The 24,381-nt window shown below is 56.1% G+C and carries 30 protein-coding genes; 10 read left to right on the top strand and 20 right to left on the bottom strand.

Annotated features, from left to right (window positions below; genetic code table 11):
- Window positions 1–22 precede the first annotated feature (22 nt).
- Together NNA36_RS03865 and NNA36_RS03860 are read right to left on the bottom strand one after the other, a co-directional pair.
- Entirely contained in the window at window positions 23–520 is a 498-nt protein-coding gene (locus NNA36_RS03865; RefSeq protein ID WP_255104358.1) for a MucR family transcriptional regulator, read from the bottom strand.
- 176 nt (window positions 521–696) lie between these two features.
- The gene (locus NNA36_RS03860; RefSeq protein ID WP_255104357.1) at window positions 697–969 is read right to left on the bottom strand and encodes a hypothetical protein; all 273 of its coding nucleotides are present in this window, start codon (window positions 967–969) and stop codon (window positions 697–699) included.
- A 433-nt stretch (window positions 970–1,402) separates the two neighbouring features.
- Between NNA36_RS03860 and NNA36_RS03855 the strand changes: the two genes are divergently transcribed.
- The 5 genes from NNA36_RS03855 to NNA36_RS03835 all read left to right on the top strand — a co-directional run bounded on the left by NNA36_RS03855 (window position 1,403) and on the right by NNA36_RS03835 (window position 4,873).
- Window positions 1,403–2,047, top strand: a complete 645-nt coding sequence (locus tag NNA36_RS03855) for a winged helix-turn-helix domain-containing protein (protein ID WP_255104355.1) — start codon at window positions 1,403–1,405, stop codon at window positions 2,045–2,047.
- 394 nt (window positions 2,048–2,441) lie between these two features.
- Window positions 2,442–2,921: a hypothetical protein gene (locus NNA36_RS03850; RefSeq protein WP_255104353.1), complete on the top strand. Its 480-nt coding sequence runs from the start codon at window positions 2,442–2,444 to the stop codon at window positions 2,919–2,921.
- Window positions 2,922–3,217: 296 nt separating this feature from the next.
- The gene (locus NNA36_RS03845; RefSeq protein WP_255104352.1) at window positions 3,218–3,616 is read left to right on the top strand and encodes a flagellar biosynthesis regulator FlaF; all 399 of its coding nucleotides are present in this window, start codon (window positions 3,218–3,220) and stop codon (window positions 3,614–3,616) included.
- 3 nt (window positions 3,617–3,619) lie between these two features.
- Window positions 3,620–4,039: a flagellar biosynthesis repressor FlbT gene (locus NNA36_RS03840; RefSeq protein WP_255104350.1), complete on the top strand. Its 420-nt coding sequence runs from the start codon at window positions 3,620–3,622 to the stop codon at window positions 4,037–4,039.
- Between the two features lie 9 nt (window positions 4,040–4,048).
- Window positions 4,049–4,873 (top strand): DUF1217 domain-containing protein, encoded by an 825-nt coding sequence (locus NNA36_RS03835; RefSeq protein ID WP_255104348.1) that lies wholly within the window; start codon window positions 4,049–4,051, stop codon window positions 4,871–4,873.
- A gap of 12 nt (window positions 4,874–4,885) precedes the next feature.
- Here NNA36_RS03835 and NNA36_RS03830 read toward each other — a convergent pair whose 3' ends face one another.
- From NNA36_RS03830 to fliF, 5 genes are all read right to left on the bottom strand, one after another.
- Complete coding sequence (locus NNA36_RS03830; protein ID WP_255104346.1) at window positions 4,886–5,908, bottom strand: flagellar motor switch protein FliG; 1,023 nt, start codon at window positions 5,906–5,908, stop codon at window positions 4,886–4,888.
- A gap of 118 nt (window positions 5,909–6,026) precedes the next feature.
- Window positions 6,027–6,848 (bottom strand): flagellar type III secretion system pore protein FliP, encoded by an 822-nt coding sequence (gene fliP / locus NNA36_RS03825; protein ID WP_255104344.1) that lies wholly within the window; start codon window positions 6,846–6,848, stop codon window positions 6,027–6,029.
- A 6-nt stretch (window positions 6,849–6,854) separates the two neighbouring features.
- Window positions 6,855–7,211 carry a FliM/FliN family flagellar motor switch protein gene (locus NNA36_RS03820; RefSeq protein ID WP_255104342.1) on the bottom strand — a complete coding sequence of 119 codons (357 nt, stop codon included), beginning with the start codon at window positions 7,209–7,211 and terminating at the stop codon, window positions 6,855–6,857.
- Window positions 7,212–7,901 (bottom strand): FliH/SctL family protein, encoded by a 690-nt coding sequence (locus NNA36_RS03815; RefSeq protein ID WP_255104340.1) that lies wholly within the window; start codon window positions 7,899–7,901, stop codon window positions 7,212–7,214.
- Window positions 7,898–9,607 carry a flagellar basal-body MS-ring/collar protein FliF gene (gene fliF / locus NNA36_RS03810; protein WP_255104338.1) on the bottom strand — a complete coding sequence of 570 codons (1,710 nt, stop codon included), beginning with the start codon at window positions 9,605–9,607 and terminating at the stop codon, window positions 7,898–7,900. The genes NNA36_RS03815 and fliF overlap by 4 nt, the downstream gene beginning before the upstream one ends.
- Window positions 9,608–9,755: 148 nt before the next feature.
- On the opposite strand from fliF, the gene fliL reads away from it, so the two are divergent.
- The 4 genes from fliL to NNA36_RS03790 are packed head-to-tail and all read left to right on the top strand — an operon-like array spanning window position 9,756 to window position 12,423.
- Window positions 9,756–10,448: a flagellar basal body-associated protein FliL gene (gene fliL / locus NNA36_RS03805; protein ID WP_255104337.1), complete on the top strand. Its 693-nt coding sequence runs from the start codon at window positions 9,756–9,758 to the stop codon at window positions 10,446–10,448.
- Between the two features lie 9 nt (window positions 10,449–10,457).
- A complete protein-coding gene (locus tag NNA36_RS03800) occupies window positions 10,458–11,411 on the top strand; it encodes a flagellar motor switch protein FliM (protein WP_255104335.1) in 954 nt (317 codons plus the stop codon).
- Window positions 11,392–11,766: a flagellar motor switch protein gene (locus NNA36_RS03795; protein WP_255104333.1), complete on the top strand. Its 375-nt coding sequence runs from the start codon at window positions 11,392–11,394 to the stop codon at window positions 11,764–11,766. The genes NNA36_RS03800 and NNA36_RS03795 overlap by 20 nt, the downstream gene beginning before the upstream one ends.
- A 3-nt stretch (window positions 11,767–11,769) precedes the next feature.
- A complete protein-coding gene (locus NNA36_RS03790; RefSeq protein WP_255104332.1) occupies window positions 11,770–12,423 on the top strand; it encodes a MotE family protein in 654 nt (217 codons plus the stop codon).
- 59 nt (window positions 12,424–12,482) lie between these two features.
- Here NNA36_RS03790 and NNA36_RS03785 read toward each other — a convergent pair whose 3' ends face one another.
- The 9 genes from NNA36_RS03785 to NNA36_RS03745 all read right to left on the bottom strand — a co-directional run bounded on the left by NNA36_RS03785 (window position 12,483) and on the right by NNA36_RS03745 (window position 19,811).
- Window positions 12,483–13,448 carry a PleD family two-component system response regulator gene (locus NNA36_RS03785; RefSeq protein WP_255104330.1) on the bottom strand — a complete coding sequence of 322 codons (966 nt, stop codon included), beginning with the start codon at window positions 13,446–13,448 and terminating at the stop codon, window positions 12,483–12,485.
- A gap of 130 nt (window positions 13,449–13,578) precedes the next feature.
- Complete coding sequence (locus NNA36_RS03780) at window positions 13,579–14,709, bottom strand: flagellar biosynthesis protein FlhB (RefSeq protein WP_255104328.1); 1,131 nt, start codon at window positions 14,707–14,709, stop codon at window positions 13,579–13,581.
- 6 nt (window positions 14,710–14,715) lie between these two features.
- Window positions 14,716–15,471, bottom strand: coding sequence for a flagellar biosynthetic protein FliR (locus NNA36_RS03775; RefSeq protein ID WP_255104326.1), 756 nt, complete (start codon window positions 15,469–15,471; stop codon window positions 14,716–14,718).
- Between the two features lie 2 nt (window positions 15,472–15,473).
- Complete coding sequence (gene flhA / locus NNA36_RS03770) at window positions 15,474–17,537, bottom strand: flagellar biosynthesis protein FlhA (protein WP_255104398.1); 2,064 nt, start codon at window positions 17,535–17,537, stop codon at window positions 15,474–15,476.
- A gap of 41 nt (window positions 17,538–17,578) precedes the next feature.
- Window positions 17,579–18,388 (bottom strand): lytic transglycosylase domain-containing protein, encoded by an 810-nt coding sequence (locus NNA36_RS03765; protein ID WP_255104325.1) that lies wholly within the window; start codon window positions 18,386–18,388, stop codon window positions 17,579–17,581.
- 2 nt (window positions 18,389–18,390) lie between these two features.
- Window positions 18,391–18,660, bottom strand: coding sequence for a flagellar biosynthetic protein FliQ (locus tag NNA36_RS03760; protein ID WP_255104323.1), 270 nt, complete (start codon window positions 18,658–18,660; stop codon window positions 18,391–18,393).
- 34 nt (window positions 18,661–18,694) lie between these two features.
- Window positions 18,695–19,027 (bottom strand): flagellar hook-basal body complex protein FliE, encoded by a 333-nt coding sequence (locus tag NNA36_RS03755; protein ID WP_255104321.1) that lies wholly within the window; start codon window positions 19,025–19,027, stop codon window positions 18,695–18,697.
- A 10-nt stretch (window positions 19,028–19,037) separates the two neighbouring features.
- On the bottom strand, window positions 19,038–19,448 hold the full coding sequence (gene flgC, locus NNA36_RS03750; RefSeq protein WP_255104319.1) for a flagellar basal body rod protein FlgC: 411 nt from the start codon (window positions 19,446–19,448) through the stop codon (window positions 19,038–19,040).
- A gap of 12 nt (window positions 19,449–19,460) precedes the next feature.
- On the bottom strand, window positions 19,461–19,811 hold the full coding sequence (locus NNA36_RS03745; RefSeq protein WP_255104317.1) for a flagellar basal body protein: 351 nt from the start codon (window positions 19,809–19,811) through the stop codon (window positions 19,461–19,463).
- 71 nt (window positions 19,812–19,882) lie between these two features.
- Between NNA36_RS03745 and NNA36_RS03740 the strand changes: the two genes are divergently transcribed.
- The gene (locus NNA36_RS03740; protein WP_255104315.1) at window positions 19,883–21,253 is read left to right on the top strand and encodes a FliI/YscN family ATPase; all 1,371 of its coding nucleotides are present in this window, start codon (window positions 19,883–19,885) and stop codon (window positions 21,251–21,253) included.
- A 151-nt stretch (window positions 21,254–21,404) separates the two neighbouring features.
- On the opposite strand, the gene NNA36_RS03735 is transcribed toward NNA36_RS03740, so the two are convergent.
- The 4 genes from NNA36_RS03735 to NNA36_RS03720 form a co-directional block, all read right to left on the bottom strand.
- Window positions 21,405–22,277 (bottom strand): flagellin, encoded by an 873-nt coding sequence (locus NNA36_RS03735; RefSeq protein ID WP_255104313.1) that lies wholly within the window; start codon window positions 22,275–22,277, stop codon window positions 21,405–21,407.
- Between the two features lie 131 nt (window positions 22,278–22,408).
- A complete protein-coding gene (locus tag NNA36_RS03730; protein WP_255104311.1) occupies window positions 22,409–22,906 on the bottom strand; it encodes a flagellar biosynthesis protein FlgI in 498 nt (165 codons plus the stop codon).
- Between the two features lie 20 nt (window positions 22,907–22,926).
- Window positions 22,927–23,238 (bottom strand): rod-binding protein, encoded by a 312-nt coding sequence (locus NNA36_RS03725; RefSeq protein ID WP_255104310.1) that lies wholly within the window; start codon window positions 23,236–23,238, stop codon window positions 22,927–22,929.
- Window positions 23,238–24,374, bottom strand: coding sequence for a flagellar basal body P-ring protein FlgI (locus tag NNA36_RS03720; RefSeq protein ID WP_255104308.1), 1,137 nt, complete (start codon window positions 24,372–24,374; stop codon window positions 23,238–23,240). The genes NNA36_RS03725 and NNA36_RS03720 overlap by 1 nt, the downstream gene beginning before the upstream one ends.
- Window positions 24,375–24,381 lie beyond the last annotated feature (7 nt).

Here is a 24,381-nt window from a genome sequence, read left to right as displayed (position 1 = left end):
CAAAAGTCAGGCGTTTGACCGCTTAACGTGTGGTGGCGGACGGCTGTTCGCGGCGATATTTCCCCAAGCCAACCTCTTTTGCATAGGCGGCTTTGCGCTGGGAATAGTTCGGAGCCACAAGCGGGAAATCCTCTGCCAAGCCGAACTTGATGCGATATTGCTCTTCCGTCAGGCCATGTTCGGCCATCAGGTGGCGCTTGAGCATGGTGAAGCCACGACCGCAGCAAAGACAATAGACGGTGTCATCCGTCACGGCATCTTCGATCGGGATCGCGGGAACGCCATCAGCGATGACTTGGGTTGCCGCCTGGCTGGTTGACGAGCGCAGGGCGGATTGGGTTTTGGTTTCAGGTAGGCCGGTGAAAGTTTGGGACAGGCGGTTCGCCAGTTCGACAACTTCTTCCACGGTCGCAGCCTCGCGTGCGGCAAAAGCGGCAACGATACGGGCAACGGAGTCGGAGAACTCTTGGGTCGCGTCATCGTTTTCGGTTTTCGCTACGCTGATCTTGCTGTTCGACATTTTGGAACACTCACTCGCTGAACACCCAGTATTTACAGAAGTACAAGGACTTCGGGACAATCCTTAACAGGATCGCGAAGAACTCTGTCAAGGAAAGATGCAAATATGGTGTTATTTTAAATCTTAGGGGAGACAGTCTGTTCTTGCTGTTCCCCTATAGGTAGTTGAAACATCAGTTAATGCTTGCGAAGCAATCCTTTCGGAATATTCGCCTGCACCGTTGATGTGCGAGTGTCGAGCCCCGAGGAATGGTCCCTGATCTCGTGATTCTGACCAAGATCTCCAAGCAGTCCGGCCCTTTCGACCACCTGCTGTGCGCTGTTCAGAACTTCTTTCAAAAATGCGTCGTCTTCGACGAGGTGAAGAAGAGCCTGCATTCTGGCGACTGCCTTGATCGCGTCTTTGCGGGGCAATGATGCCTCGCTCGCGCCTGTAATAACGCCTGTCATTTTTAGCCACTCCATTTCAAAGTGCTTATTAGGCGCTTCTGCGGCCCTTTTGATTACCAATATTAGGGGCAAGGTTAAATTTTGGTCAAAGAAGCAGGGGAAAGGAAAATTTGCCGCTATTTCTAAACATTCCTTTAACTTGGATGGATAAAGTTCGCTGATTTTTCATGGATGTGGGCAGTTCAACAGTGTGTCTTTCAGCATTTCTTGCACCTCTGAGGGGAGTACAAAAATGGCGATAAAAGTTGTAAGTTGTGTTGATCTTTAACTCTGAATCGGTTGATATTGGGCCTTCCCGATAAGCCGTGAGTTGTGGCTCGCCTGGGTTTGGAGGGGGGATTCTTTCGCAAGGGAGCGTTGCTCTTTGGAGCCAATGAACACATACGACAACAGGATTTCAGTTGTTTTAGCCGTAGAAGATGCAAGCATCCGCATGTCTCTTGGCTACCTGTTTTCCGTGGTTCTCGAGTATGACTTCAAGGCCACCTCAATCCTTGAGGATGCTGCCTCCCTGTTGCGCCCGTCCGGCTCAGGCCGGGTTCTGATCATCAGTGGTGATCAGGACAAGAGTCTGGAGCTCGTGCGCAAGGTTGCGAAAACGGATACGCCTCCTGTCATTGTCGTTCTGGATCATTTGTCGGATGGCCAGTTCGGCGCCCAATCCTTCAGGGCCGGCGCCACCGATGTTGTACGCCCGCCATTCGCGCTCAAGGAGATGGCCTATCGTATTCAATTGCGTGTCGACGAGATGCCCGCGCTTGAGGAATTCTCGCAGGAACGCGTGAATTGGGATGCTGAAGCCTATGTCGCGAACGAAGCCCAGCTGACAACGGCAGAGGCGCAAGTGGCACGCATTCTGATCCGTCATGACGGGGAAATCGTGTCGAGGGACGATCTTAGCTATCAGATCGATCAGCGCCCCTGGAAATACGGGGACCGTAAGTTTGACGTTCACGTCGCAAAAATCCGCAAGAAATTCCAAGCCGCTTTCGGCGCAAAGATCGAAGTCGAAACAGTGCGTTCCGCCGGCTACAAGCTGACATTTTTGGAGGATGGCCTAAGTAGCGACGTCCACTGACGGAATAGTTGCTGGCACCAGATATGGTATATGTCGCAATTTGGGGCGCAATCTAGGAGTGCAACAATCAATTGTGGTCAACTTTTTGGCGTCAACAAGATATATGTGAACGCACAAAATGTGTTGTGAAACAGACTCGGTTAAGTTGATTTTTGAATGCTCCTTTTACCCATGTGGACAGATACCTATCCAAATTGGGAAAATTGTTATTTTTCAGACATTTGAGCCGTGCATTCTGGTGCCTAAAAATTAGGCAGGTCAGGTTTTGGAGTAAGGGGCCATCTTTCTGCAGGTGCACACGGCTAAGAAGGATTAACAATTCCAAGGTTCTACTAAAGCGGGTGGCGGTCTAGTCTACATATAGGGGAAAAACGATAAAAACGGATCTGCAGAGATGGAAACCTCAAGTGTTCTTGCGCAAATTTGGAGTGACTTTCTTGAGCCGCGTGACGACACGGATGTGACGCCGCTGGCCGAGGTTCTTGGCGCGCTTCTCAAGGTGCCTGTTGTTGGCTTCGTTTCAAAATCGGACGTCTTTGAACCCATCGCAATATTCGAGCATGAAGAGCTTTTCCCGGGCGCTACTCTGGGTGACGTGCTGGACGAAGAGATGGGCGTTTTCCTTGAAAGCGGTGCGGTTGTTGTGTTTGAACCGGCAAGTTTTGCCAATGCAGATGGTGTGTCCGGTCAGGAATTGGGCCGTGTGCTGGGCAATATCCTGGTGAAACTGGCAGGTCGCGAATTGAAAGCCCTTTCGGCGGCGCAGGTGCAACCGGGTGTTGCCAAGGCGCGGATCGGGAAATCGAAATCCAAGGTGTCAGCGGAGTTCGTTGATGCAAAATTCAGCCTTGAATCACACGCATACCTGATCTGATTCCGCAACTTCAGGGTGTGTGGGTTGCGTCATTATTGATTTGAAACGGTCGCCAGATTGGGTGGCCGTTTTCCATTTTTGAAGGAAAAATTTATAATTAACTGAAATGAAAAGATAATTCTTAGAGGTTTGTTTTCTCTTCTCGATATGTGCGCAAAACCTGAGGTTGTTCGCTGCTTCAAAAAAGAAGTGACAGGCCGCACAAATTACTAAAAGGTTAATCCGGCTTTAACCACTCTCCCGTAAAGTGAAATCGTGAGGCAGAAAACCTAACGATAAAAAACGGAAGAAACCGAATGACTATAGCTGCGTACAAGCGCACTATCTCCGAGACGGAAGCGCCTCGGCAGATCGAGCGTCGTATTCTAGCGCAAGTGACCGCTGAACTGGAGCGGGAGCACCTCAAATTTGATGAGGCTGAGCGCAGGATCGACAAACTTCAACTTCTTGCAGACGGACTTCGACACTCGTTGTGGAAGAACGAGCAAATCTGGATGGCTTTCAAAGCTGATCTCGTGGAAGAGGGCAATGCCCTTGATCCCCAGCTCAAGTCCTCCCTTTTGTCCTTGGCACTCTGGGTGGAAAGACACACCCAAAGCGTTATGGCCGGCTCTCTCAAGATCAAACCTCTGATTGACGTCAATCGAAGCGTTTTCCAGGGCCTGGAGGGACGGGCATTTCAGGCGGTGGAGTGACCCATGGGACTTAGACTTACGCTCAAGCCAAATGAACGCATCGTGGTAAACGGTTGTGTGATCCGCAACTCGGATCGCCGGCAGATGCTGATCATTGAAAACCAGGCCGATGTCGTGCGCGAAGCGGACCTTCTTGACGATCAGGAAGAACGGACACCCGTGAAGGAGGTCTACTTCTTCATTCAGTCCGCGCTTCTTGATCCGAATATCCGCGACAAGGTCGTGCCGATCGTTCAACAGAAGCTGGGCAAGCTTGCACCCGTGTTTCACGATGACATCACGGTGCATATTTTCGAGGCGGCAAACCACGTTTCCTGTGGCAACTACTACAAGGCGATGCGGGCCCTGCGTCCGGTTGTTGAGTATGAGGCGTCGCTTTACGAGATGATCAACGAAAAAATGTCCGTGGCAGCGGCCGAGTAGGGGGCTGCCATGGTACTGAGCATATCCGGTCTTGGAAGCCAGCTTGCGCTCAACCTGATTGACTCCACGAAGGATCGTCAGATTGAAAACATGCGCAATGAAGCCGTGCATAAGCGTGCGGAAGCTGACTTTCGAGAGCGGATCGGCTCGATTTCTTCACCAGAAGAATTCGTCAAGGACTACGAGGTTTACAGCTTCGTCATGCGTGCCTTCGATCTGGAAGACCAGATCTTTGGTCGGGGTATGATGCGCAAGATCCTTGAAAGCGATCCCTCTGATGAAACATCGCTGGTGAACCGTTTGACGGATTCACGTTTTGGCGAAATTCATGGGGCGTTGGGCTTTACGACGGCCTCGGGGCCACAAACCCCGAATTTCGACAGTGCTTTCTGGGTTCAGGGCATCGTGGATCGGTACTACGAAACCGTCTTTGTTGCCGAAAATGACGCCCAGAACGAAACAGTTGGTACTGTCCTCCACTTCCGCGAGAAGGTTGGCGAAGTCGATAGTTGGTACGACGTCCTGAAAGACCGCGATCTCACGCAGTTCTTTCAAGTGGCATTGGGCCTGCCTTCCGAGATGTCCGGCCTTGAAGTGGATATGCAAAAGGGTATTCTCGAGGGCAAGTTTGACCTGGCCAAGCTGGCTGATCCTGCTGAACTGGAGCGCTTGGAAAGCAGATATGTTGCCATCTCCGATGCGCTGAATGCGCAGACGACTGTGAGCAGTGCCGCGCTGTCCATCCTTCAGAATTCGAGTATCAGCGGCCAATTCGTGCCGATCACGATCGATTTCTCCGCGATCAACTATGCGCCTTCAACGCTTTATAGATAAGGGTCTGCGCGCCTAGTCGATCATCTCGTCGTCATCGTCGCTGGGCAGTTCGATCTCGCCTTCCGCGGCAAGGCGCATGGCAATCTCAACCATCTCGGACTGCGCCTGCTTGACGTCTTTGGACTTAACCGCGCCCATATCCTTCATCTCATCCTGAAGCATATCGCGGGAGCGCGCCGGGAGTGAGCCTAGGAAGTGTTCGCGGACTTCCTTTTTTGCGCCTCTCAGAGCAAGGGGAAGGGTTTTTCCAGTGATCTCGCGCATGATCTTGCCCAGCATCGTCGGGGCAAGCTTCTCGAGGTCGTCGAATACGAACATCTTTTGCTTGATGGCGCGGAATTGGTCAGGAACGCGCTTTTCAAGCTCGCGTGAAAGGTCCTGGAAGACACGTTCATCCAGCTTGTTGAAGATCGATACCAGTTGCTTTTCGACCTTCGCGTCAGAGCTCCGTTCAACGCTTGCGAGGATGCCCGTGCGAAGGCTTTCCTCGATGTTCTGCATGGCTTCTGCAGGAAGTTCTTCGGTCGCCAGCATCCGTTCGATCAGGTCCGTGGCGCGTTCCTCACCCAGAAGCGGGATAAGGCGAGCCACAGAGTCAGATTTCAGGTTGGCGAGGATCACGGCGATGGTCTGATTGTGTTCCTTGCGCAGGAAATCGGCGAGCAGCTTTTCGTCGAGCTTGGACAGCTCTTCCCAAACTGAATTTTCCGACCGGGTTTCGATTTCTCCCAGGATTTCGCCCACGCGATCCTCGGGAAGGAAGCCCATCAGAAGGTTTCTGGCGGCATCGGCGTTGCCTGTCACACTGCCATATTCGCCGACCTTATCGCCGAACTCTTCCATGATCTCTTCGACAACGTCCGACTGGACCTCGCCCATTGATGAAATGGCGGTCGTGATCTTACGAATTTCGGCGACGTCCAGTTGCTGCATGAGGGCACCACCGCGTTCTTCGCCAAGGCAAAGAAACAGGATTGCAGATTTCTGCGCTCCGCTAAGCTTTGGGCGTTTCCTGAAGGGTGTATACTGGTTCATGTCTTCCGCAGGGTTGTTGTTGGGCGGTCGCATATTTCTTTTTAAACTAACGTAAACCATCCTTGGTGATCAAGGATAATGGAGATGAAGTGAAGGATAAAAGTGGTGGATGGCGTGGCTATCCGCCAGCTATTGATGAATAGGACTGCATGAGAGAGCCCGCAAGCAGATACCATCCATCGATCAGCACAAAGAAAATCACCTTGAAGGGAAGCGAAACGATCACCGGTGGCAGCATCATCATACCTGCGCTCATCAGCACTGAGGCGACAATCAGGTCAATTGCGATGAATGGCAGATAGAGCAGGAAGCCGATGGTAAAGGCGCGGCGCAGTTCGGAGATCATGAAAGACGGAACAAGAACGCGCCAGCCGATGTCTTCCGGGCCTTCGATGGTATCCGGAATCTCGGTGCCCGAGATTTCCTGAAAGAGCGCCAGATCCTTGTCTCTGGTATTGGCATACATGAACTCCTGGAAGGGTTCGGAGATCTGGGTCAGGGCCTGCTCTTCGGTGATGGTGTTTTCAAGAAGGGGGCGCAGGCCACCCTCCCAGGCGTCGTCGAACACGGGCTGCATCACGAAGAACGTCATGAACAGCGCCATCGCGTTCAACACCATGTTGGGGGGCGTCTGATTGAGGCCGAGCGCGAGCCGCAGCATGGAAAAGACGATCACGAAGCGGGTAAAGCTTGTGGCAACTACCAAAAGCCCGGGCGCGATGCTGAGCACCGTGATCAGGGCAAAGATCTGAATCAGGCGGCCAGACAGGCTTGTGTTGGTGTCTCCGCCCGGCTCTGTGCCACCGATGCTTGAAGAAAGATCGCGGATCAGACCGCCGATATCCGCCTCCTGCGCAGACACCATGCCAGGGATGGCTGTCGCGAGAACTGCGCAAACCGCAATGCCTGCGGCGACTGGGAGGCGGATGGGAGTGGACATTGAGGTTTAGGCGCCCGAAACGAAGTCTTTGACGATTTCCCTCAGGGCGACACCAATCATGTCGCCTTGAACCTTCACGAGGTCTCCGCGAGCGATGACGCGATCGTTGATCATGACGTCAACGGGTTCGCCAACCTTGCGATCGAGTTCAATGACCGAGCCCTTGGTGAGCTTGAGAAGCTCGGATACGGGCATCTGGTTGCGGCCGAGTACAATCCGCACATCCAGTTTGACGCCGAAGATGGCCTCGATGTTGCGCCCGTCTTCTTCGATGATGGGGGCCTCGGAGGCCGGGGCCTTTTCTTCCGCCTTTGCCTCGGCGTCTACTTGTTCGGCTTGGCCTTGGGTTTCTTGTTCCAGCATTTAGCTTACCTTCTTTGCTTGGGCCGTCATCTGATCACTTGCGCTGCGCAAGGCCGTGAGAAGTTCCTCGCACACGTGATCAAGGTTGTATTCGAGATAGCCGTGTTTCCACTTCAGGCGGGCTGAGCCGTCTGACATTTGGTCATTAGGGATAACGGCGATATCGAGGTTTTCGAATTCGGTCTTTTGCCAGGACACAACAAGGTCCTGAATGCTGGGGGCCATGTCTTCTGACACGTTGATTTGCAAGGTTGCGTTGCCGGAGGCAATGCGCATTCCTGACTGGATCTTGGCGATCACGAGGTCGGCGCCATATGTTTCAAGGAACTCGGGGATGACGCGTTCGGCGACGCCTAGAGAGAGCTCAATCATCTCTTTCTCGAGCTGCTGAAACTGCATGTCTACTTGAGACGAGAGGCTTGCCAAATCACCACCGACGGCAGCCAGGGTTTCTTGCAGCGCCGTGGCGGCAGCTGTTTCCAACTCTTCCCGTGTCTCTGCAACGCCCTGGGCGTGGCCTTCTGCAAAAGCCTTGTCGCGTGCTTCGTTCAGAAGGGTTTCGACCTCGGTTTCTGTAAAGTGGCGCGGTGCTTCGACGGGGTGATCGAAGGGTTCCGATGGCAGGGGCTGATACGCAGCGTGCCCCAGTCCCGGATCTTCATCGAAGTTGCGTTCGAAGAGGCTGATCATGCTTCAGCCTCCGTTACCAGCCAGGAGCGCAGAACGCGCAGTACGTCATCGGGCTGTTCGTCTGCCATCTTCTGGATGGCTTCGACGCGTGCTTTCAGAAGGTTGCCGCGAATACCCATTGTTTCGATGTATTCATGCGGTCCGTCGTCGTTCGCAGGGTCAAAGACGTTGACGCGTGCGGCCTGTGGTTCAAAGCCGGGTTGTCCGGCGTCGCCCGCCATTGTGCCATCCTGCGCGCCATCGGCGACGGTGCCCGGCAGGGCGGCCATATCCGCGCCTTCAGGCGCGTCCAGTACGGCGGCCTCATCGGTTTCGAGTTCCGGTGTTGGCTCGTCCGGGGTGTTCAGTTGGCGCAGCATCGGGCGGACGCCAAGGATCAGGATGAGGCCAACGATAATGAGGGTCAGAAGTCCGCGTACGATCGGAACGATGTTCTGGGCAAGTTGCTGTGTGAGCGAAAGGGAAACAGGCTCGCCTACGTCCATCGAGTAATCCATGAAGCGCATGCTATCGACCGAGACGCTGTCGCCGCGGTTTCCGTCAAAGCCAACTGCGGTTTTCACGAGCTCGGAGAGGCGGTTGAGTTCTTCGGGGGTGCGTTCGCTATAGGCGACGTCGGAGCCGTCCACGCTGTAGATACCGTTGACGAGAACAGCCACCGAGATGCGGCGCACTTCGCCCGCTTCGCGGACGACTTCACGGCGGGTGTTGCCGATTTCGTAGTTCACGACCTCGCCCGATTTGGAGCGTTGCGACGTGGCGCCGGCGTTGGGATCGGCAAGGGCTGCGGGAATGTTGTTTTCAACCCCGACGTTGCCGCCACCTTCTTGGCCCGCCTGGCTTTCGTTTTTGTTTTCCGTCGAGCGCACGACCTGCTGCTCCGGGTCGTAGCTTTGCTCGATGATCACTTCGCGTTCGGATGTCAGGTCTACATTCACGCGTACTCGCGCATTTCCGGCACCTACGCGTGCGGTGAGGATTTCCTGAATTTCCTGCGCCAGCCGATCTTCAATCGAAACCTTGTTCGACTGCATGGAAACCTGTCCATTGCCGTCGGGGGTTTCGGACAAGATGGTTTCGCCGTTGGCCGAGAGCACGGTAACGCGGGTCAGTTCAAGTTCGGCAACGGCCGAGGCGACCAGGTTGCGGATGGCCAGTGCTTGCTTGCGAGATATGGCGCGGCCGGGAACGGAACGCACAATGACCGAGGCGCGTGGCGATGGGGTCTCGCGTGTGAAGGCTTCGCGTTCGGGCAGGACGAGGTGCACGCGTGCGCTTTGGACGCCGTCGAGTGTCTGGATCGAGCGAGACAGTTCGCCTTCCATGGCGCGCAGGCGGTTCACCTTTTGCAGGAAGGAGTTCATCGTCAGGCCGCTGGCCTCGTCAAACAGTTCCCAGCCAGGTTCGCCATCGATCGGGATGCCGGTTTCGGCCAGGACCATGCGGGCGCGGACGATATCCTCGCGCGGGACGAGGACGCCAGTGCCATCGTCGGAGAGTTGAACCTGGAAGCCTGCGCTGGACAGCGTGGACTCGATCGAGCTCGCCGTGGACAGCGAGAGGTTCTTATACAGCGAGCTGAAATTCGGCGACGATACTGCGTTCAGGCCAAGTACAAGGGCGACGACAAGCGCCACCATCGTTCCGCCCATGATCATCAGGCGTTGGCGTCCAAGTGCAAGAAGATTGTTGATCAGCTCGGGCACTATACTCTCAGTCCTCTGAGGTGTTTCGTTTATTCTTAATTGAGACTTACTATACTTGATTGAGGCAAGTAAATATATACTTCTATTCTTGCGTTGAGAGCAAAAATAAAAGATTATGCCTTAAGGAAAGAGCAAAGGTTAATCTGCGATGGCCAAGGCCGCCAAGAAACGCAAGGAAGACGCCGAGGCGTCAGGCGAAGAGGCCCCCGTCAAAGCGAAGGCGAGAAGCGCCAAAAAGCTTTTGATGGCAGCCGTTCTTATGTGCGTCGCCTCGCTGGGCGGCGGCTTTTTCCTTGCGCGCATGGCCTATCTCGAGGACGTGTCGTCTTATGAGCCGGATTATGTCGATGAACAGTCCGGGGCGGACACCGCTGCAGCCAAGGATAGCGGGGACTCCAAGAAGGGTATTGTCGATCCTCTGGCCAAGGATGGCCACCCCGCCGAAGACGCCTTGGCGTTGAAGAAAGACAAGGACAAAGCCAAGGACGAGGGTGAGGCCAAGGAAGGCGAAGCTGTTGCTGACAATGGCCTGTTGGACTTTGGGGATTTGTTGACCAATATCCAGGGTGTTGATGCGCAGGGCGCGCCGACAAAGGCCTTTCTGAAAGTCGCGGTGGTTCTTGTCTATCGGACCGACCCCGGCGCGGCCGAGCTGGTTCGGTCGAGAGAGCCATTCATGCGGGATCTGTTCAACGGGTATTTGCGCGGTCTTCATGAGGCTGACGTCCGGGGGATGGCGGGCGTGCTGCATGTTAAGGCGGAGCTGTTGAAGCGCGCCCGTGCCGCGGTAGGCAGTGACCTGCCGCAAGAAATCCTGATCAACGATCTGATCGTGCAATAGGGGGCGGGGATGAACAGAATTTTGACGCCTCAGGAAATGGAAGAGCAGAACGGCAATCTGATCGACGAGATCATCCGGCTTTCGGACTTCAGCTTTGAACGGCTGCCCATGCTGGACATCTTGGGAGAGCGTCTGGCCGAGAACATCTCGATCGCGGTACCGGATTTGACGCGGGTGATCTGTGAAACGTCATTGGTTCAACTGGACTATGTGACGGTCGCGCAGGCGGTTGAAGCACTGCCCGCGCCGGCGATCCTTGCGACCTGTACGGGTGAACCCTTTGACGGAGACATCCTTATCGCGATGGATTCGACGCTGTTGATGACATCGCTCGAATTGATGCTGGGGGGTGAGGTCAAGGAACTGCCCAAGCGCGACAGTGCCGATTTCACGACAATCGAGCGTGGATTCAGCCGGCGGCTTGCAAGGCTTATCCTTGATGAGTTTCAGAGAAGCCTGTCGGTTGTCGTGGACTCGGATATGGAGTGCGTCGACATCGAGTCTGATCCCGATGCGGTGAATTTTGCGCAGCCCGCAAGTCTTTGTGTGCGGATGAAGATTTCGGCGTTGATGATGGGACATGCCGGGGCTCTTGAAGTGCTGGTTCCCTATGACGCGCTGGAACCGATCCGGCCCAAGCTTGGCAAAATCCATTTCGGGGAGCGCAGTAATGGCAATGACAAGTGGCATGACCAGTTGTCGATCCAGATCGAGCGCGCGCAGCTGGGCATGGAAGCCGTGTTTGCCGAGGTGACTTTACCCATCGACAAGATACTCAACTGGAAGCGTGGCGAGACCTTTGATCTGTTCGTTGAGGAAGATCAGGAGGCAACAATCGTCTGTGCCGGGGTGCCAATGTTCCGTGCGGCGCTGGGCAAGAAGAACAATGGAAACGTGGCAATTCAGATCACTGAAGAGCTTGAAACAAAGGGGGAATTCGAAAATGGCCGCAACGATCATTGACGCAGTCATCATCATCATGCTGGCAGGAGCCATTGCCTATGGTTTCATGATTTCCGCGAAGGTGCGCCGCCTGATGGCGGTTCTCAAGGAGCTTGAGCCCCTGGTTCAGGAGTTCTCGCAGGCTGTCGACAAATCCGAGCAATCGGTCGAGCAGATGAAAGACAGCATCGAAGCCAGAAAAACGCAGGATCAAGCCGACTGGCAGGAAGAAGAGGTGCGTGCAGAGGATGACGCGCCTGCATTTGCAAGCCGCAGGCAGCCTTCGAGCAAGATGCCGGGTATGCAGATCGTGCGCGACAAGAAAGACCTTGTGCGCATGTTCTTTGAAGCATCGCGTGTTGAATCGAGGACCTGATAGATGCTGCGTGGGGCTTATGGAAAAATCCTGATCGTCGGGCTGGGCGTGACGCTGTTTGCGAAGGCGGCGGTATCGGTGCCTTTGCCCCCCTTCAGAGCGGAAACCCCACAGGCGCCGGAGATCCTGCTACAGGCTGCTGCGAAGGATGAAAAAGCCGAAGCCGAACCGGAAGAAACCGTGCCACCGCTTGTAGAGGGCCTGTCGCAAAAACCTGCGCAATGTGAAACCCCTGAAGAGGTGCTTGCTGCCCTCGCCATTGAGCGAGAGGTCATCGAAGAACAGCGTTTGGCCGTGAGTGCGCGGGAATCCGAGCTGGCCCTTGCTCGTGAGAAGCTGCAGATTGAAAAGGCCGCGCTTCTGGAGTTGCAGAGCGCGATTACCGATCTTCTGGCACGGGTGGAAGCCGCCAAGACGGATGACCTTGATCGCCTGATCCAGTTCTACAAGAACATGAAGCCCGCGGATGCGGCCAGGATCATGGACGACATGGATATTGAAACAACCATCATGATCCTGGGCACCATGAAGCCGCGTACGGCGGCCCCAATCCTGGCGAAGATGTCGCCGGTGCGCGCCCGTGCGGTTTCCAAGATTATTCTCGAACGCTCGCAGTTGCCGGGAGATCAGGATTTGAACGGGATTCGTTTGAACTAGACTCAGACAGAAAGTCGAGCAGAAGGCCGGGGTAACTGTGAGGGTTACCTCGGCCTATTTTATTGGCCGAGGTCCGAAAACCAGTTGGCATCGTCCGCTTCTGGGAAACCGTGTTCATCGCGTTGCGCCAGGGACTGTTTAAAGCCTTGAATCGCTTCCAGTGCGGATTGGTTGGTCCAGACGCTTTTGCGAGAGAGTGCAGACACCGCCAGATAAGGTGTCTTGATCCCGAAGGTCGCGTCAGGGTTCCATTGGACATCGAGCGCTTTCTCGATGCGGTCTTCGACCTGCATGAGGTCGAGCCGATCGCGGCCTTGCTTCACGCATAGAAAAACGCCTTTGCCAGCGTATGTAATGATCGTTTTGTCGCCTGAGAGGCTTTCCGAGAGGATCGAGGCGATTTTCTTCAGGTAGCCAACAAAGTAGGGCGGCGCGACGCGGTCATAGACATCCTTTGCCGACATGGCTTCGATCGAAAAAATCGACATCGCATAGCAGGCACGGGCCATGCGCAGCAACATGTTCTCGAGAACCGGATAGTCGACGACGCCTTCGATATTGGGCAGCGAGACCATCTCGTCGAACTGCACGCGGGTGAGTTCGGTCAGATCTTCCAGCGTGTACATCGCCCGCTTCTCGCGGATGATACTGTCGTTCAGCATTCCGGCGATCTTGACGCGGGTGCCAAGCTCGAGGCCGTCGATTGGCTTGCCGACGAAATCTGTGGCGCCGGCCTCGAACGCGCGTTCCATGAGATCGGATTGCTTGCTGGCCGTGATCATGATGATCGGCGTCATGCGGTAGTTTGGCAGGAGACGGATCTCCCGGCACAGGTCCACGCCATTCTTGTTTGGCAAGTTGATGTCGAGAAGAAAGGTGCTGAAAGGTTCCCGCTCTTGTATGGCCAATTGCAATGCTTCTTCCGCGCTTGATGCGCAGACCGGCATTTGAAATCCCATACTGGTGAGAGCTGTGCAGATCAGGTCTACGAACAGTTCATCATCGTCCACAACCAAAATGCGCATACATGCGGCTCCTGGATTCGCTGTGCAGTCTCCGATTCTTCGGGAAAGACCGATTCCAGTGATCGCAAAAAAATGGGACGAAAATGGGGCTATCGAGTCAATTCTTTAAGGAACAGTCCGGGAGGGTGGATTACTCATCCGCCAGCGTCCTCAGGGACGAGCCGTCAGGTGGTTGGCGATGCACGTTGTTTTCCAGGTCGAGTACAAAGCTGATGATTTCTGCAACAACGGCCCAGTGTTCAACAGGGACAACTTCATCAAGGTCCACCGTGTCATACAGCAAGCGCGCCAGTGGCTTGTTTTCAACAACCGGGATCTCGTTGTCGAAGGCGAGTTCACGAATGCGTTTGGCCATATGGTCGGCGCCCTTGGCCACACATTGCGGTGCAAGGTCGGTGCCGGGCTCGTATTTCAGGGCAACGGCATAGTGTGTCGGGTTGGTGAGAACGACACTTGCCTCTGGCACGGCAAGTGCAACCCGTTTCTGGGATTGCTCGCGACGTACCTGGGCCCGCTTGGCCTTGAGTTCTGGCGAGCCTTCCGCCTCTTTCATTTCGTCGCGCAGTTCCTTGTGGGACATCATGTGCTTCTTGCGCCATTCAAACCGACGCCAAACGATGTCGAGCAGGGCGAGTGGAATGAGGAAGATCGACATTGCGACAAGCAGGCGACGGGCTGCTTCGAGCAGGTAGTTCGGCAGGCTTTCGGGGAGGAAGCCCGAACTGTCCATCATGCCGGCTACGACCTTGTTGGTCACCCAAAGGGCAAGCGCGCCAGCGACAAAAACCTTCAACAGGCTTTTCCCGAACTCGATAAGGGCACTGCCGGAGAAGAGACGTTTGAAGCCCTGTTGCGGCGAAATCTTGTTGAGCTTTGGCGTGATGCGTTCAAGTGAGAAGACGGTCTCACCCTGGATCATCACACCGAACAAGCCGCCGAGAGCCAGAAGTCCGAAAATCGGCGCAAGAACGAAGCCGAGGGCGATCATGAATTCGAACATCACCTCGCCCAGGCGGGTAACGCCCGCCTGGCCTGTTCCAACAGAAATTCGGCCCGAGTTGTCGATCAGGATTGCAAGCGACTCGGCGAGATCTGCTGACTGCCAGGGCAGTACAAAAATCGTGATGCCGAGAAGGGACAAAACCACCATCATGTTGCCGGTCTCGCGTGACGACGGCACATCCCCTTTCTTCCGCGCGTCCCGAAGGCGCTTTTCGGTTGGTTCGTGTGGTTTGGAGTCGCTTGTCTCTTCCTGGCTCATGGTGCCTTAGACGGTGAAGTTGGCAAACCAACGGATGAAATCACGTACAAAGAAGTCTAGCACGCTGGGGATTGCAGCGGCGAGGATAAGTAGGCCGACGGCGATAAGAATAGAGGCTGCAACGAAGAAAACTGGAAGCTGGGGCATCATCCGATTGGCCAGGCCCATACCGAGGTTCAGTACAACCCCCATGACAAAGAAGGGGGCCGAGATCATGGTGCCAATGTAGAGGCTGTGCGCCCCTGCCTTCACGATCTGTTCGGCCAGATCTCCGGTCATAATGCGGCCCAGGGGGAACACGTTGTAGCTGTCCAGAAGGGCCATCAGGATGACGTGGTGCGCATCCGTGGCGAAGATTGCCGCGACCCCGCCCAGCAGGATGAGGGTTGAGACAAGCGTTGCGCCTTCGAAAGAGCCAAGCGAGGGGCCGAAAGCGTTGGCAAGGCCCGAGACCTGTCCGACCTGGTAGCCTGCAAACTGAAGGGCGGCGAGCAGGACGCGGGCCGTCAGTCCGATCCAGAGACCCACCGTGACCTCAAGGCCGAGAAGCACAGCTGCTGCGGCGGGGGATTCCGGAATGAAAGCCGGGACGGGGGTGACCGGGTAAAGTGCGGCGCAAAGCACGAGTGCAAAGGATAGCCTTGCGCGCACGGGTATTTGGGTTTCACCAAAACCGGGCATAAACATGAGGGCCGCGCCAAGCCGGGCCACGACCACGAAGTAGCCGAAGATCTGGGCGGAGACGATGTCCTCCAGCGACATGGTTACTGTCCTACGGTGCCCATCGTGCGCAGCGAGGCTTTGCGGTGTACCTCGTTGTGCGAGATGATTTGGGTCATTGGGCTGACGCGTTCGAAGATCGAGCGCACGTAGGGTCGGACGGAGGGCGAAACCAGGAGCGCCGGCCAATGATCACCGCTCGAGAACCGCTGGATTTCCTGACGGGCGGCAAGAACGAACTCCTGAACTCGTTGGGGCGACATGATGAACGTTTCTTCGCCATTGACGTTCGAGACCGAGTTGGTCAACTCGCGCTCCCAATCTGCGCCAAGGGTGATCACCGGCACGTGGCCTTGGGGATCAATTAGAGACTGGCAAATCTGCTTGGAGAGCTTGCCGCGGACATGTTCCACAACCTGACGAATGTTCTGAGTTGTCGCAGTGGCTTCGGCAATGGCTTCGATGATACGCGGCAGGTTGCGGATCGAGATTCGCTCGGCGAGCAGCGCCTGAAGAACGTGTTGCAGCATGACGGCGGAAGAGGAGCCGCTGTCGGACAGGAGCTTCTGGTATTCCTTGCTTTGGCCTTCGATCAATTCCTGAGTTGCCGAATAGTTCAGGATTTCCGGCATGTGCTCTTTGATGATCTCCGTCAGGTGCGTGGTGATGACGCTTTCGGGGTCAACTACTGTCAGACCCATCAGCTCGGCTTCGGATGCGCGGGTTTCGTCCACCCAAACGGCATTCAGGCCGAAGGTGGGTTCGCGAGTCTGTTCGCCGGGAAGGTCAATCTGGCTCCCTTCCGGGTCGATTACCATCATCATCATCGGACGCACGTCGCCGCGGGCGGTCTCGACCTCGTTGAGGGAGACCGAATAGGTGTTGGGTGGCAGGGTGTTGTCGTCCTTGATGCGGACGGGTGGAAGAACGAAACCGAAGTCCTTGATGAAAAGATTGCGCAGGCTTTTGACCTTGCCGGGCAGGGCTGCGTTTTGCGAGGTGATCAGGGGAACAAGGCCGGTGCCAAGGTTCAGCCGGACATCATCGACTTGAAGAAGATCGAAGACGGTTTCTTCTTTGGATTGTTCCTGCGATTCCGCAAATTCTGCTGCGGCCTGTTCTGCCTGTTTCACGCTTTCCGCGTGCTTTTGCATCACGTAGCCCATGGCTGCCATGGCTGCCGACAGGGGCAGGAAGACGGCTACCGGGAAGCCGGGAAGCCAGCCGACGCCAAAGCAAAGGGCGGCGGCCATGTAGAGGGCCTTGGGAAAGCCACCGAGCTGGGCCAGGACAACTTCGTTTGCGGCACCGCGGGTTCCGCCCTTGGTGACAAGAAGACCTGCGGCCAGCGACACAACAAGCGCGGGGATCTGCGTGATAAGCCCGTCACCGATTGTCAGAACCGTATAGTTCGCGGCGGCCTGGCTGATGCTGAGCGAGTGGCTTGTCATGCCGATCAGGATGCCGCCGATCACGTTGATTAGGGTAATGATGATACCGGCGACGGCGTCGCCGCGTACGAACTTGGATGCACCATCCATTGCCCCGAAAAAGGCGCTTTCTTCTTCCAGAACCTTGCGGCGGGCGCGTGCCTCGTCTTCGTCAATGATACCGGCACCCAGATCGGCATCAATCGCCATCTGCTTACCGGGCATCGCGTCGAGCGAGAAGCGGGCGGCAACTTCGGCGATACGGGTCGAACCCTTGGTGATCACGATGAAGTTGATCGTCACGAGGATCGCGAAAATCACGATACCGATGACATAGTCGCCCCCGACGATGAAGCCTGCGAACCCCTCGATGACCTTACCTGCGGCACCGGTCCCCTGATGGCCTTCACTCAGGATCAGGCGGGTCGATGACACGTTGAGCGCAAGGCGCAACATGGTGACCACGAGAAGCAGCGTCGGGAAGGAGTTGAAGTCGAGAGGGGTCTGAATCCAGAGCGACACCATGAGGATCAACACGGCGAGTGACAAGGAAACCGCAAGGCCGATATCCAGCAGGAACGGCGGCAGCGGAATGAACAGCATCGCAAGGATCAGCACCACGCCAATGGCAAAGGCAATATCCCGGTTGCCCACGGTCTGGCGCAGCCAGCCGGGCATCAGGGATTGGGGGGTGTTAACGTCACGTGCGCTCATTTTTGTCAGAACATCTCTTTGTAGTCAGGTATGATCGGCCGCATCGGGCTGTTGGAGTAGATCGTGAAAGTTGCAGCAGTCTCTTCGGACTGATAGTTGCCCCAGAACACGGCGGGTGGGGTCACGGGGGCGACCTCGGCCACCAGAACAGTATTCGCGATGGTTTCATCGACGATCATGTCCAGAAACCCATCCAGATTGGCATTGGCGACCCCCTGGTTGCGAGACAGCTTGTCGAGATAGATCTTCTGGTATTTCTCGGTGCCGGAGTGGTAGCGGCCGGCAGCTTTCCACCAGTCTCCCTCACTGCGGTACAGGTCAAGCAGGTAGCGGGCGGCATAGTCGACGTTGATGGCGGGATCTGTTGCGTCCTCAAGCGAAGCAAAAGCCTTGCCGTGCCATTTCTGATTGATCTGCATGCAGCCGACGTCGATAGATCGCACGCCCTGGGCCATCTGGTTGCGCACCCAGTCAAGCATGGCTGCGCGGGTGGGAAAGAAGGCGCCTTTGCCCTCGGCGTTGACCGACCAAGGCCAGACTGTGAGGCCGCGTTTCCCGACCCGTCCGGCCTCTTGGATGCCAATGGACAACAGAAGATTGTCGGGAATCCCATAGCGGGACTGTGCTTCGAGGATTTCGGCAAGGCACACCGCGTCGTCGCCCAGCTCGAAAATCTCCTGAGGCGTCGGCTCAGGTTGAGACGGCTTGTAGAACCCTGCCCAAAGCTGGGCCTGTGCCGATTGCTCTGACCCGCCTGTCGAAACGACAAAAAGCGCCGTTGCCAGCGCCAGAAGGGATGTACGTCGGCGCGCCATGGCTACACGCTACCGCTGGCGATCAGGTCGAAGATTTGCTCCGACAGGCGCGACAGCGTCCCATAGATGAATGGAAGCGTCAGGACCAAGGTTCCGAAGATCGCGATGATCTTGGGAACGAAGGTCAGCGTCATTTCCTGAATCTGGGTCAGGGCCTGAATGAATGCGATGATCAGACCCACGGCCAGTGCAACCGCAAGAACGGGCCCCGATCCCTTGAGAACGGTCATAATGGTGAGACGAAGAATTTCGTATGTGCTGACCGCGTCCATATTGGGTTCCTGCTGAAGCGCCTGTTGCGCGGGGTTAGATCGGCATCCGCATGATTTCCTGGTAGGCCTCGACGAATTTGTCCCGCACCGCGACCGAAACGCGGACCGTGCTTTCCATCGCCATCGTGGCCTCGACAACTTGTTGAATGCCTGCTTGGCCCGTCAGGCCCGCCATGGCCGTCTGGTCGCCCTGACGAACGGTTTCCGCAGCGTTGGAGGCCGCCTTTGACACCATCTGGGAAAAGTCGGGGCCCTGGGTAGTATTGCCCTGATCGGCCTGGTTCGTCTTGTCGCTCTGAAGACTGCGCGTCTTGTTGTAGGCCGATTGAACGGCGCTTGACGAACGAATGGCAGCAAAATCCGTCATCTCTTACCTCTTATCCCAACAGATCAATCAGGAGCGAACGCATCTCGCGTGCGCGTTCCATCATCGACAGGTTTGCTTCGTAACCACGTGCGGCCTCGCGCATGTTGCTCATCTCGATCAACGGATTGACGTTCGGCATTTTGACGTAACCGTTGTCATCCGCCGAAGGGTGGGCCGGATCGTAGAGAACTTTGAAATTGCTCAAGTCGCGCGAGATTTCCGAAACAGTGACGATCGCTGCGCCGGTGGATTCATCCGTGCCGGTGCCAAACGAGATGACCTTGCGGCGATATGGATCGTCGCCGGGGTTCTCGGCTGTGGTGGCCGAGTTGGCAACGTTTTCAGAAACCACCCGCAGGCGCTCTGACTGTGCCCGCATGCCGCTGGCGGCGGTGGCTGAAATCGATCTTAGTGAATCCATCGTTCAGCCCTCCTAGTTTCCGGAAACCGCAAGGATAAGCTGATGGGCTTTCTTGTAGAGGCCTGCTGCCATCTTGTACTGGCCAGATGTTGAGCCGGCTTCCATCATCTGTTCCTCGAGAACGACGTTGTTGCCCGAAAAATCCTCGCCCCAGGCGGTCTTGGTTTCGACAATCTGCGCACTTAGGGGCAGACTCGTGTCTTCCGTGTTGCTCAGATAGCTTTGAAAGCTCTCCACATCCCGCGCGCGGTATTCGGCGGTATCGGCGTTGGCGATGTTTTCGGAGAGCACTTTTTGACGGTCCGAGAGCCATTGCAGGCGCTTGGATGCAAGGTCAAAAAGGTTGACGTCACCAAAGTTCATCATGGACTCCCGTCGCTATTTAAGCAAGTATAGCACCGTATCCAAGAATTAATAAAGGGTTTATTCTTGATATGAATGCGCTCACATCTCTGCAGAAATCGATTTATTCCTTGAGTTCATCAAGGATAGTCGGGCATGTGAGCGCAATTGTTGGCCTTACCCTAAGTGCCTCGGGCCTGGAGAGGGCTGCGGGCATTGGTCAGCGGTGCAGAGTTCATAGCCGTTTGGGTGTGATTGACTGCGAAGTTGTTGGCGCGCGCAATGATGATCTCCAGCTTTTGCCCTATGGGAGTTGGGACGGAGTTGCCGTAGGCGATCCGATCGAACTGGTTCAGCATGACGATGCGATTTCGCCGGACGAAAGCTGGATCGGTACGGTGGTTGATGCGCTGGGCCGGCCGCTGGATTACACGCCCCGACGCCCCAGAAGTGGCAAGCGCCTTGCCCGAAAGGCGCATCCGCCGCGCGCGTTCGAGCGCCGCCGTGTTGGGGAAAAGCTCCAGACCCAGGTCAAGTGTATCGACGTCTTCACCCCGATTTGCCGTGGTCAGAGGATGGGCATTTTCGCGGGTTCAGGTGTCGGTAAGTCCACCCTGATGGCGATGCTGGCGCGCAATACGGATGCCGACGTTGTTGTGTTCGGGCTTGTCGGCGAACGCGGCCGGGAAGTGCGCGAGTTTATTCAGGAAGATCTTGGTGAGGAAGGCATGGCCCGGTCCGTGGTTGTTGTTGCCACGGGGGACGAGGCGCCCTTGTTGCGCCGGCAGGCGGCCTGGACGGCGACATCGGTTGCGGAATACTTCCGGTCGACGGGCCGGCAGGTTTTGTTGCTTCTCGATAGCGTGACGCGATTTGCAACTGCGCAACGCGAAATCGGGCTGTCCAGTGGCGAACCGCCAACCACGCGGGGCTATCCTCCAACCGTGTTCTCCGAGTTACCACACCTACTGGAGCGGGCCGGTCCCGGCGTGGAGGGGCAGGGCGACATCACCGGAATCTATACCGTGCTTGTGGATGGTGATGACATGAACGAACCGATCGCCGATGCCATTCGCGGCATTGTTGATGGCCATATCGTGCTTGATCGTCGTATTGCCGAGCAGAGCCGCTTTCCGGCCATTGATGTTCAGAGATCCATTTCGCGGATGCTGCCGCAGTGCCATTCGCCGGAAGAATACGAGGTCATGTCGGCCGCCCGAAAGGCGCTTGCGCGGTATTCGGACATGGAGGAGTTGATCCGCGTTGGTGCCTATCGGCCGGGCTCAGATCCCGAGCTGGAGGCGGCAGAGCGGTTCTTCAAGGCGGCAAATGCGTTCCTTTCTCAGAAGAGATCCGAGAAAATGACACCCGATCAGAGCTTTGCGGAAATTTATAGGTTGCTTTTGGAGGCCGGAATAGACGATCCTCTAAGAGAGTTCTTTGACGATAAACAGGTCAGCTGACACTCTTGATGCCGGCCGCTATTGCGCAGCGACCGGCTCAACCCGACTGGAGGGCGTCGAGGCTGGCTTTCTCTGGCGAGAAAGAAAACAAATCACTCGTTACTGTCACTCGCTTTGGGGCCTAGTGGAAACCACTAGGCCCCTATTGCGTTTAACGGAACAAGCTCAGGATGTTTTGAGGTGCTTGGTTCGCGATGGAGAGAGACTGCGTCGCAAGCTGTTGCTGGACCTGATAGGCCTGCAAGCGGGCGGCTTCTTCTTCCATGTTCGCGTCGACCATTGCGCCGATGCCCGAGTCCAGTGTGTCGGTCAGGCTGCCGAGGAATGCCTGCTGGCCTTCAACGGTCTTTTCGGTAACACCCAGCGAAGTCGCTGCCGCGATCGCGCTCGACAGGAGGCCTTCCGCGGTCGCCAGATCGGCGGCCAGGTCGGTCGAAGTCGAGACGTCGATGGCTGCAAAGCCGGTGTCGGTGTTGGTCATATCGCCACGGATCGATGCGAGGTCGACACCGGTGAACGAAATGGTGGTGGTGCTGAACGAACCGCCGGCGCGAGACACACCAGAAATCGCGGTGACACTTACGGTTGCGGCGTTGCCGGTTGCACCGTCGCTCGATGCGTTGACCAGGTCGTCACCGTTGAAGGTGGCTTGCTTGATCGCGGAATCCATCCGCTTGACCAGTTCGCCCAGTTCCGACTGAACTTCGCCAAGGTCGATGCCGTTACCTTGTGCAAAGGCAACACGCTCAACAAACTGTTCAGCAAGATCAGCAACGGTTTCTGCGCCAAGGCGTGCGGTTGCGACCGAGTTCTTGGTCGAGGTCAGGCCTTCGTTGATGGCCTTGAACATACCGCTGTCGCCCTTCATCGTTTCCGAGATGGCGAAGTATGCTGCGTTTTCCTTACCGGAGCGAATGGCAAGGCCACTCGAAACGCGGTTTTGGGTTTCATTCAGGCCTGTATTGACCATTTTCAGCGTGGACAGGGCGACCATCGCCGAATTGTTTGTGAGAATGGACGACATTTAATGCTCTCCTCAACTTCTCATTATTGTCAGTCTTCTGACTGATCTGATTTTCTAATCAGTAACACGAATATTGAGCGTGAGGTTAAAGCGCGGTTAAGAAACCTGTGTCAAAATTAAGGCACCCAGCCTCAGAACTCGCGATCAATGCGCAAGTTGCCCTCTGATGCGGCGCCGAGTTTCTGCCCGGACTTGCCGTAGATACCACTCAAGCCATTGCGATCACTTGCTTTTTCTATCTCGCGCACCACACTTCTTGCGGCAATAGACATGCGGGACAGTAGTTCACCATCGGTGGCGGCGGCTTCTTTAAGTTCCTCAAGGTAAAGGTGAATCTTTTTTTCGCGGGCCGTTTGATGTGGCAAAAATGGCTCAATAAGGGGGGTCTTGAGCTCCAACCATTTCATCAATTTGGATTTTCGTTCGAAAAATTCGCTCACAACGCCGAGTTTGCCGCTGTTAATTGCTTCGATTTCCTCTCGAAGCAGTTGAATTGTTTCCTTCAGAGTCTCAGCGAAGGCATCAAGGTTTTGTTCGTCCTCATTGGTCAGGACGACGTCACCCGACGAGGTTGCGTTCTCTCGTGCCTCGCGCCGTTCACCAAACCTGAACTTTCGAATACCTGCCATCGTTTGTTCTACAAATGCCGTCAGCTACCGCCCGACAACTTGCTCCCTTGTTGGTAGGATGAGATCGCCTGTTCGACGCTTTGGCCAAATCCGAACCCGCCCTGCTCGGTGAGTTTTTCGGCAATTGCTTCGGAGAGGAAGGACCGCCAGATTTCAGCTTGCTTCTCGCCGCCAAAGGCGTTGGGGTCCACCGTTTCCATCATCTGTTCCACGAACTGGGTGAGGAAGACTGTTTCAAAGCCTTCCGCCACGTTCTTTTCACGCGAGGCCTGATTGGCCTGCGCCTTGGCCGCTTCCAGCGGAGAGATAGGGGGCATTTCAAGATTGGACATCAGATAATCTCCAGATCTGCATGCAGTGCCCCCGCGGCCTTGATGGCCTGCAGGATCGCAATGGTCTGACGCGCACCAACTCCAATGGCGTTCAGGCCATCAACGAGCTCCTGAAGGCTTACGTCCCCCTGCAGGATTGTGAAGCGCCGGTCGCTTTCGCGAATGTCGATCTCGGTCTCCGGAACCACGACAGTTGTGCCGCCGATGCTAATGGGCTCACCTGCAATGACCAGTGTGTCACCGCCCGCGCTCACGGGGTTGGGTTGGCTGACGTTGAAGCTCTCGTTCACCCGAACCGTCAGGCCGCCCTGGGTAATGGCGACGCGGCTGATGCGAACGTTGGCGCCCATCACGATCGTTCCGGATTTTTCGTCAACAACCACGCGGGCGGTTGTATCCGGTTGGATGGCAATGTTCTCGATGTCTGCGATGAGTTCGGGGATCAGTTCCGGATCGCGCCCTTTCTTACCCGGGAAGCTGATTTCCACCGTGCCGGAATCCAGAACTTTGGCGGTGGCTTCGCCTAGGGCACCGGAAATCGCATTGCGCACACGGCGGGCGGTGGTGAAATCCGGGTCGCGCAATGAGATGCGCAGGCTGTTCATATCGTTTAGTTCAAACTGAACCTCACGCTCGACAATTGCACCGTTTTCGATTTTGGCAATTGTCGGCACGCCTTCGACTACGCTGCTGGCGTTGCCTTGAGCCAGAAAACCGGAGGTGGCAATAGCGCCTTGCGCGACGGCATAGATTTCTCCGTCAGCCCCGGAAAGCGGCGTGACCAAAAGTGTGCCGCCGCGAAGGCTTGAGGCATCACCAAGCGACGACACGGTCACGTCCAGCGGTGAGCCGCGGCGGGCAAAGGGCGGCAGCTTTGCCGTTACCATGACGGCGGCCGTGTTCTTGGTCTTGAGTGAATCGCTGTCGAGGTTCGCGACCCCAAGGCGTTCAAGCATGCCCTTGATCGACTCGCGAGTGAATGGGCTGGACGAGAGCTTGTCTCCGGAACCCAGCAGGCCCACGACAAGCCCGTATCCGATCAGGTGGTTTTCGCGCACCCCTTCAAACCCGGCGATGTCCTTTAGGCGCACTTCTGCGCCGGCCGTCGTCGAACCCAGGACGACAGCCAAAACCATAGCCGCA

The organism is Shimia sp. CNT1-13L.2, assembly GCF_024331145.1.
Taxonomy (GTDB): domain Bacteria; phylum Pseudomonadota; class Alphaproteobacteria; order Rhodobacterales; family Rhodobacteraceae; genus Shimia.
This window is presented reverse-complemented; position numbering and strand designations above follow the sequence as displayed.

Bases quoted from the DNA above. Each gene is read 5' to 3' on its own strand.
- NNA36_RS03755 (WP_255104321.1), bottom strand. From the start codon at position 19,027: ATGACGGATTTTGCTGCCATTCGTTCGTCAAGCGCCGTTCAATCGGCC.
- NNA36_RS03730 (WP_255104311.1), bottom strand. From the start codon at position 22,906: ATGGCAGGTATTCGAAAGTTCAGGTTTGGTGAACGGCGCGAGGCACGA.
- NNA36_RS03745 (WP_255104317.1), bottom strand. From the start codon at position 19,811: ATGAACTTTGGTGACGTCAACCTTTTTGACCTTGCATCCAAGCGCCTG.
- NNA36_RS03740 (WP_255104315.1), top strand. From the start codon at position 19,883: ATGAATGCGCTCACATCTCTGCAGAAATCGATTTATTCCTTGAGTTCA.
- NNA36_RS03800 (WP_255104335.1), top strand. From the start codon at position 10,458: ATGAACAGAATTTTGACGCCTCAGGAAATGGAAGAGCAGAACGGCAAT.
- NNA36_RS03865 (WP_255104358.1), bottom strand. From the start codon at position 520: ATGTCGAACAGCAAGATCAGCGTAGCGAAAACCGAAAACGATGACGCG.
- NNA36_RS03830 (WP_255104346.1), bottom strand. From the start codon at position 5,908: ATGAACCAGTATACACCCTTCAGGAAACGCCCAAAGCTTAGCGGAGCG.
- NNA36_RS03850 (WP_255104353.1), top strand. From the start codon at position 2,442: ATGGAAACCTCAAGTGTTCTTGCGCAAATTTGGAGTGACTTTCTTGAG.
- NNA36_RS03725 (WP_255104310.1), bottom strand. From the start codon at position 23,238: ATGTCCAATCTTGAAATGCCCCCTATCTCTCCGCTGGAAGCGGCCAAG.
- NNA36_RS03775 (WP_255104326.1), bottom strand. From the start codon at position 15,471: ATGTCGCTGGAGGACATCGTCTCCGCCCAGATCTTCGGCTACTTCGTG.
- NNA36_RS03855 (WP_255104355.1), top strand. From the start codon at position 1,403: ATGTCTCTTGGCTACCTGTTTTCCGTGGTTCTCGAGTATGACTTCAAG.
- NNA36_RS03735 (WP_255104313.1), bottom strand. From the start codon at position 22,277: ATGTCGTCCATTCTCACAAACAATTCGGCGATGGTCGCCCTGTCCACG.
- NNA36_RS03840 (WP_255104350.1), top strand. From the start codon at position 3,620: ATGGGACTTAGACTTACGCTCAAGCCAAATGAACGCATCGTGGTAAAC.
- NNA36_RS03765 (WP_255104325.1), bottom strand. From the start codon at position 18,388: ATGGCGCGCCGACGTACATCCCTTCTGGCGCTGGCAACGGCGCTTTTT.
- NNA36_RS03720 (WP_255104308.1), bottom strand. From the start codon at position 24,374: ATGGTTTTGGCTGTCGTCCTGGGTTCGACGACGGCCGGCGCAGAAGTG.
- NNA36_RS03785 (WP_255104330.1), bottom strand. From the start codon at position 13,448: ATGCGCATTTTGGTTGTGGACGATGATGAACTGTTCGTAGACCTGATC.
- fliP (WP_255104344.1), bottom strand. From the start codon at position 6,848: ATGTCCACTCCCATCCGCCTCCCAGTCGCCGCAGGCATTGCGGTTTGC.
- NNA36_RS03795 (WP_255104333.1), top strand. From the start codon at position 11,392: ATGGCCGCAACGATCATTGACGCAGTCATCATCATCATGCTGGCAGGA.
- NNA36_RS03835 (WP_255104348.1), top strand. From the start codon at position 4,049: ATGGTACTGAGCATATCCGGTCTTGGAAGCCAGCTTGCGCTCAACCTG.
- fliL (WP_255104337.1), top strand. From the start codon at position 9,756: ATGGCCAAGGCCGCCAAGAAACGCAAGGAAGACGCCGAGGCGTCAGGC.
- NNA36_RS03815 (WP_255104340.1), bottom strand. From the start codon at position 7,901: ATGATCAGCCTCTTCGAACGCAACTTCGATGAAGATCCGGGACTGGGG.
- flhA (WP_255104398.1), bottom strand. From the start codon at position 17,537: ATGCCCGGCTGGCTGCGCCAGACCGTGGGCAACCGGGATATTGCCTTT.
- flgC (WP_255104319.1), bottom strand. From the start codon at position 19,448: ATGGATTCACTAAGATCGATTTCAGCCACCGCCGCCAGCGGCATGCGG.
- NNA36_RS03780 (WP_255104328.1), bottom strand. From the start codon at position 14,709: ATGAGCCAGGAAGAGACAAGCGACTCCAAACCACACGAACCAACCGAA.
- NNA36_RS03760 (WP_255104323.1), bottom strand. From the start codon at position 18,660: ATGGACGCGGTCAGCACATACGAAATTCTTCGTCTCACCATTATGACC.
- NNA36_RS03845 (WP_255104352.1), top strand. From the start codon at position 3,218: ATGACTATAGCTGCGTACAAGCGCACTATCTCCGAGACGGAAGCGCCT.
- NNA36_RS03790 (WP_255104332.1), top strand. From the start codon at position 11,770: ATGCTGCGTGGGGCTTATGGAAAAATCCTGATCGTCGGGCTGGGCGTG.
- NNA36_RS03820 (WP_255104342.1), bottom strand. From the start codon at position 7,211: ATGCTGGAACAAGAAACCCAAGGCCAAGCCGAACAAGTAGACGCCGAG.
- NNA36_RS03860 (WP_255104357.1), bottom strand. From the start codon at position 969: ATGACAGGCGTTATTACAGGCGCGAGCGAGGCATCATTGCCCCGCAAA.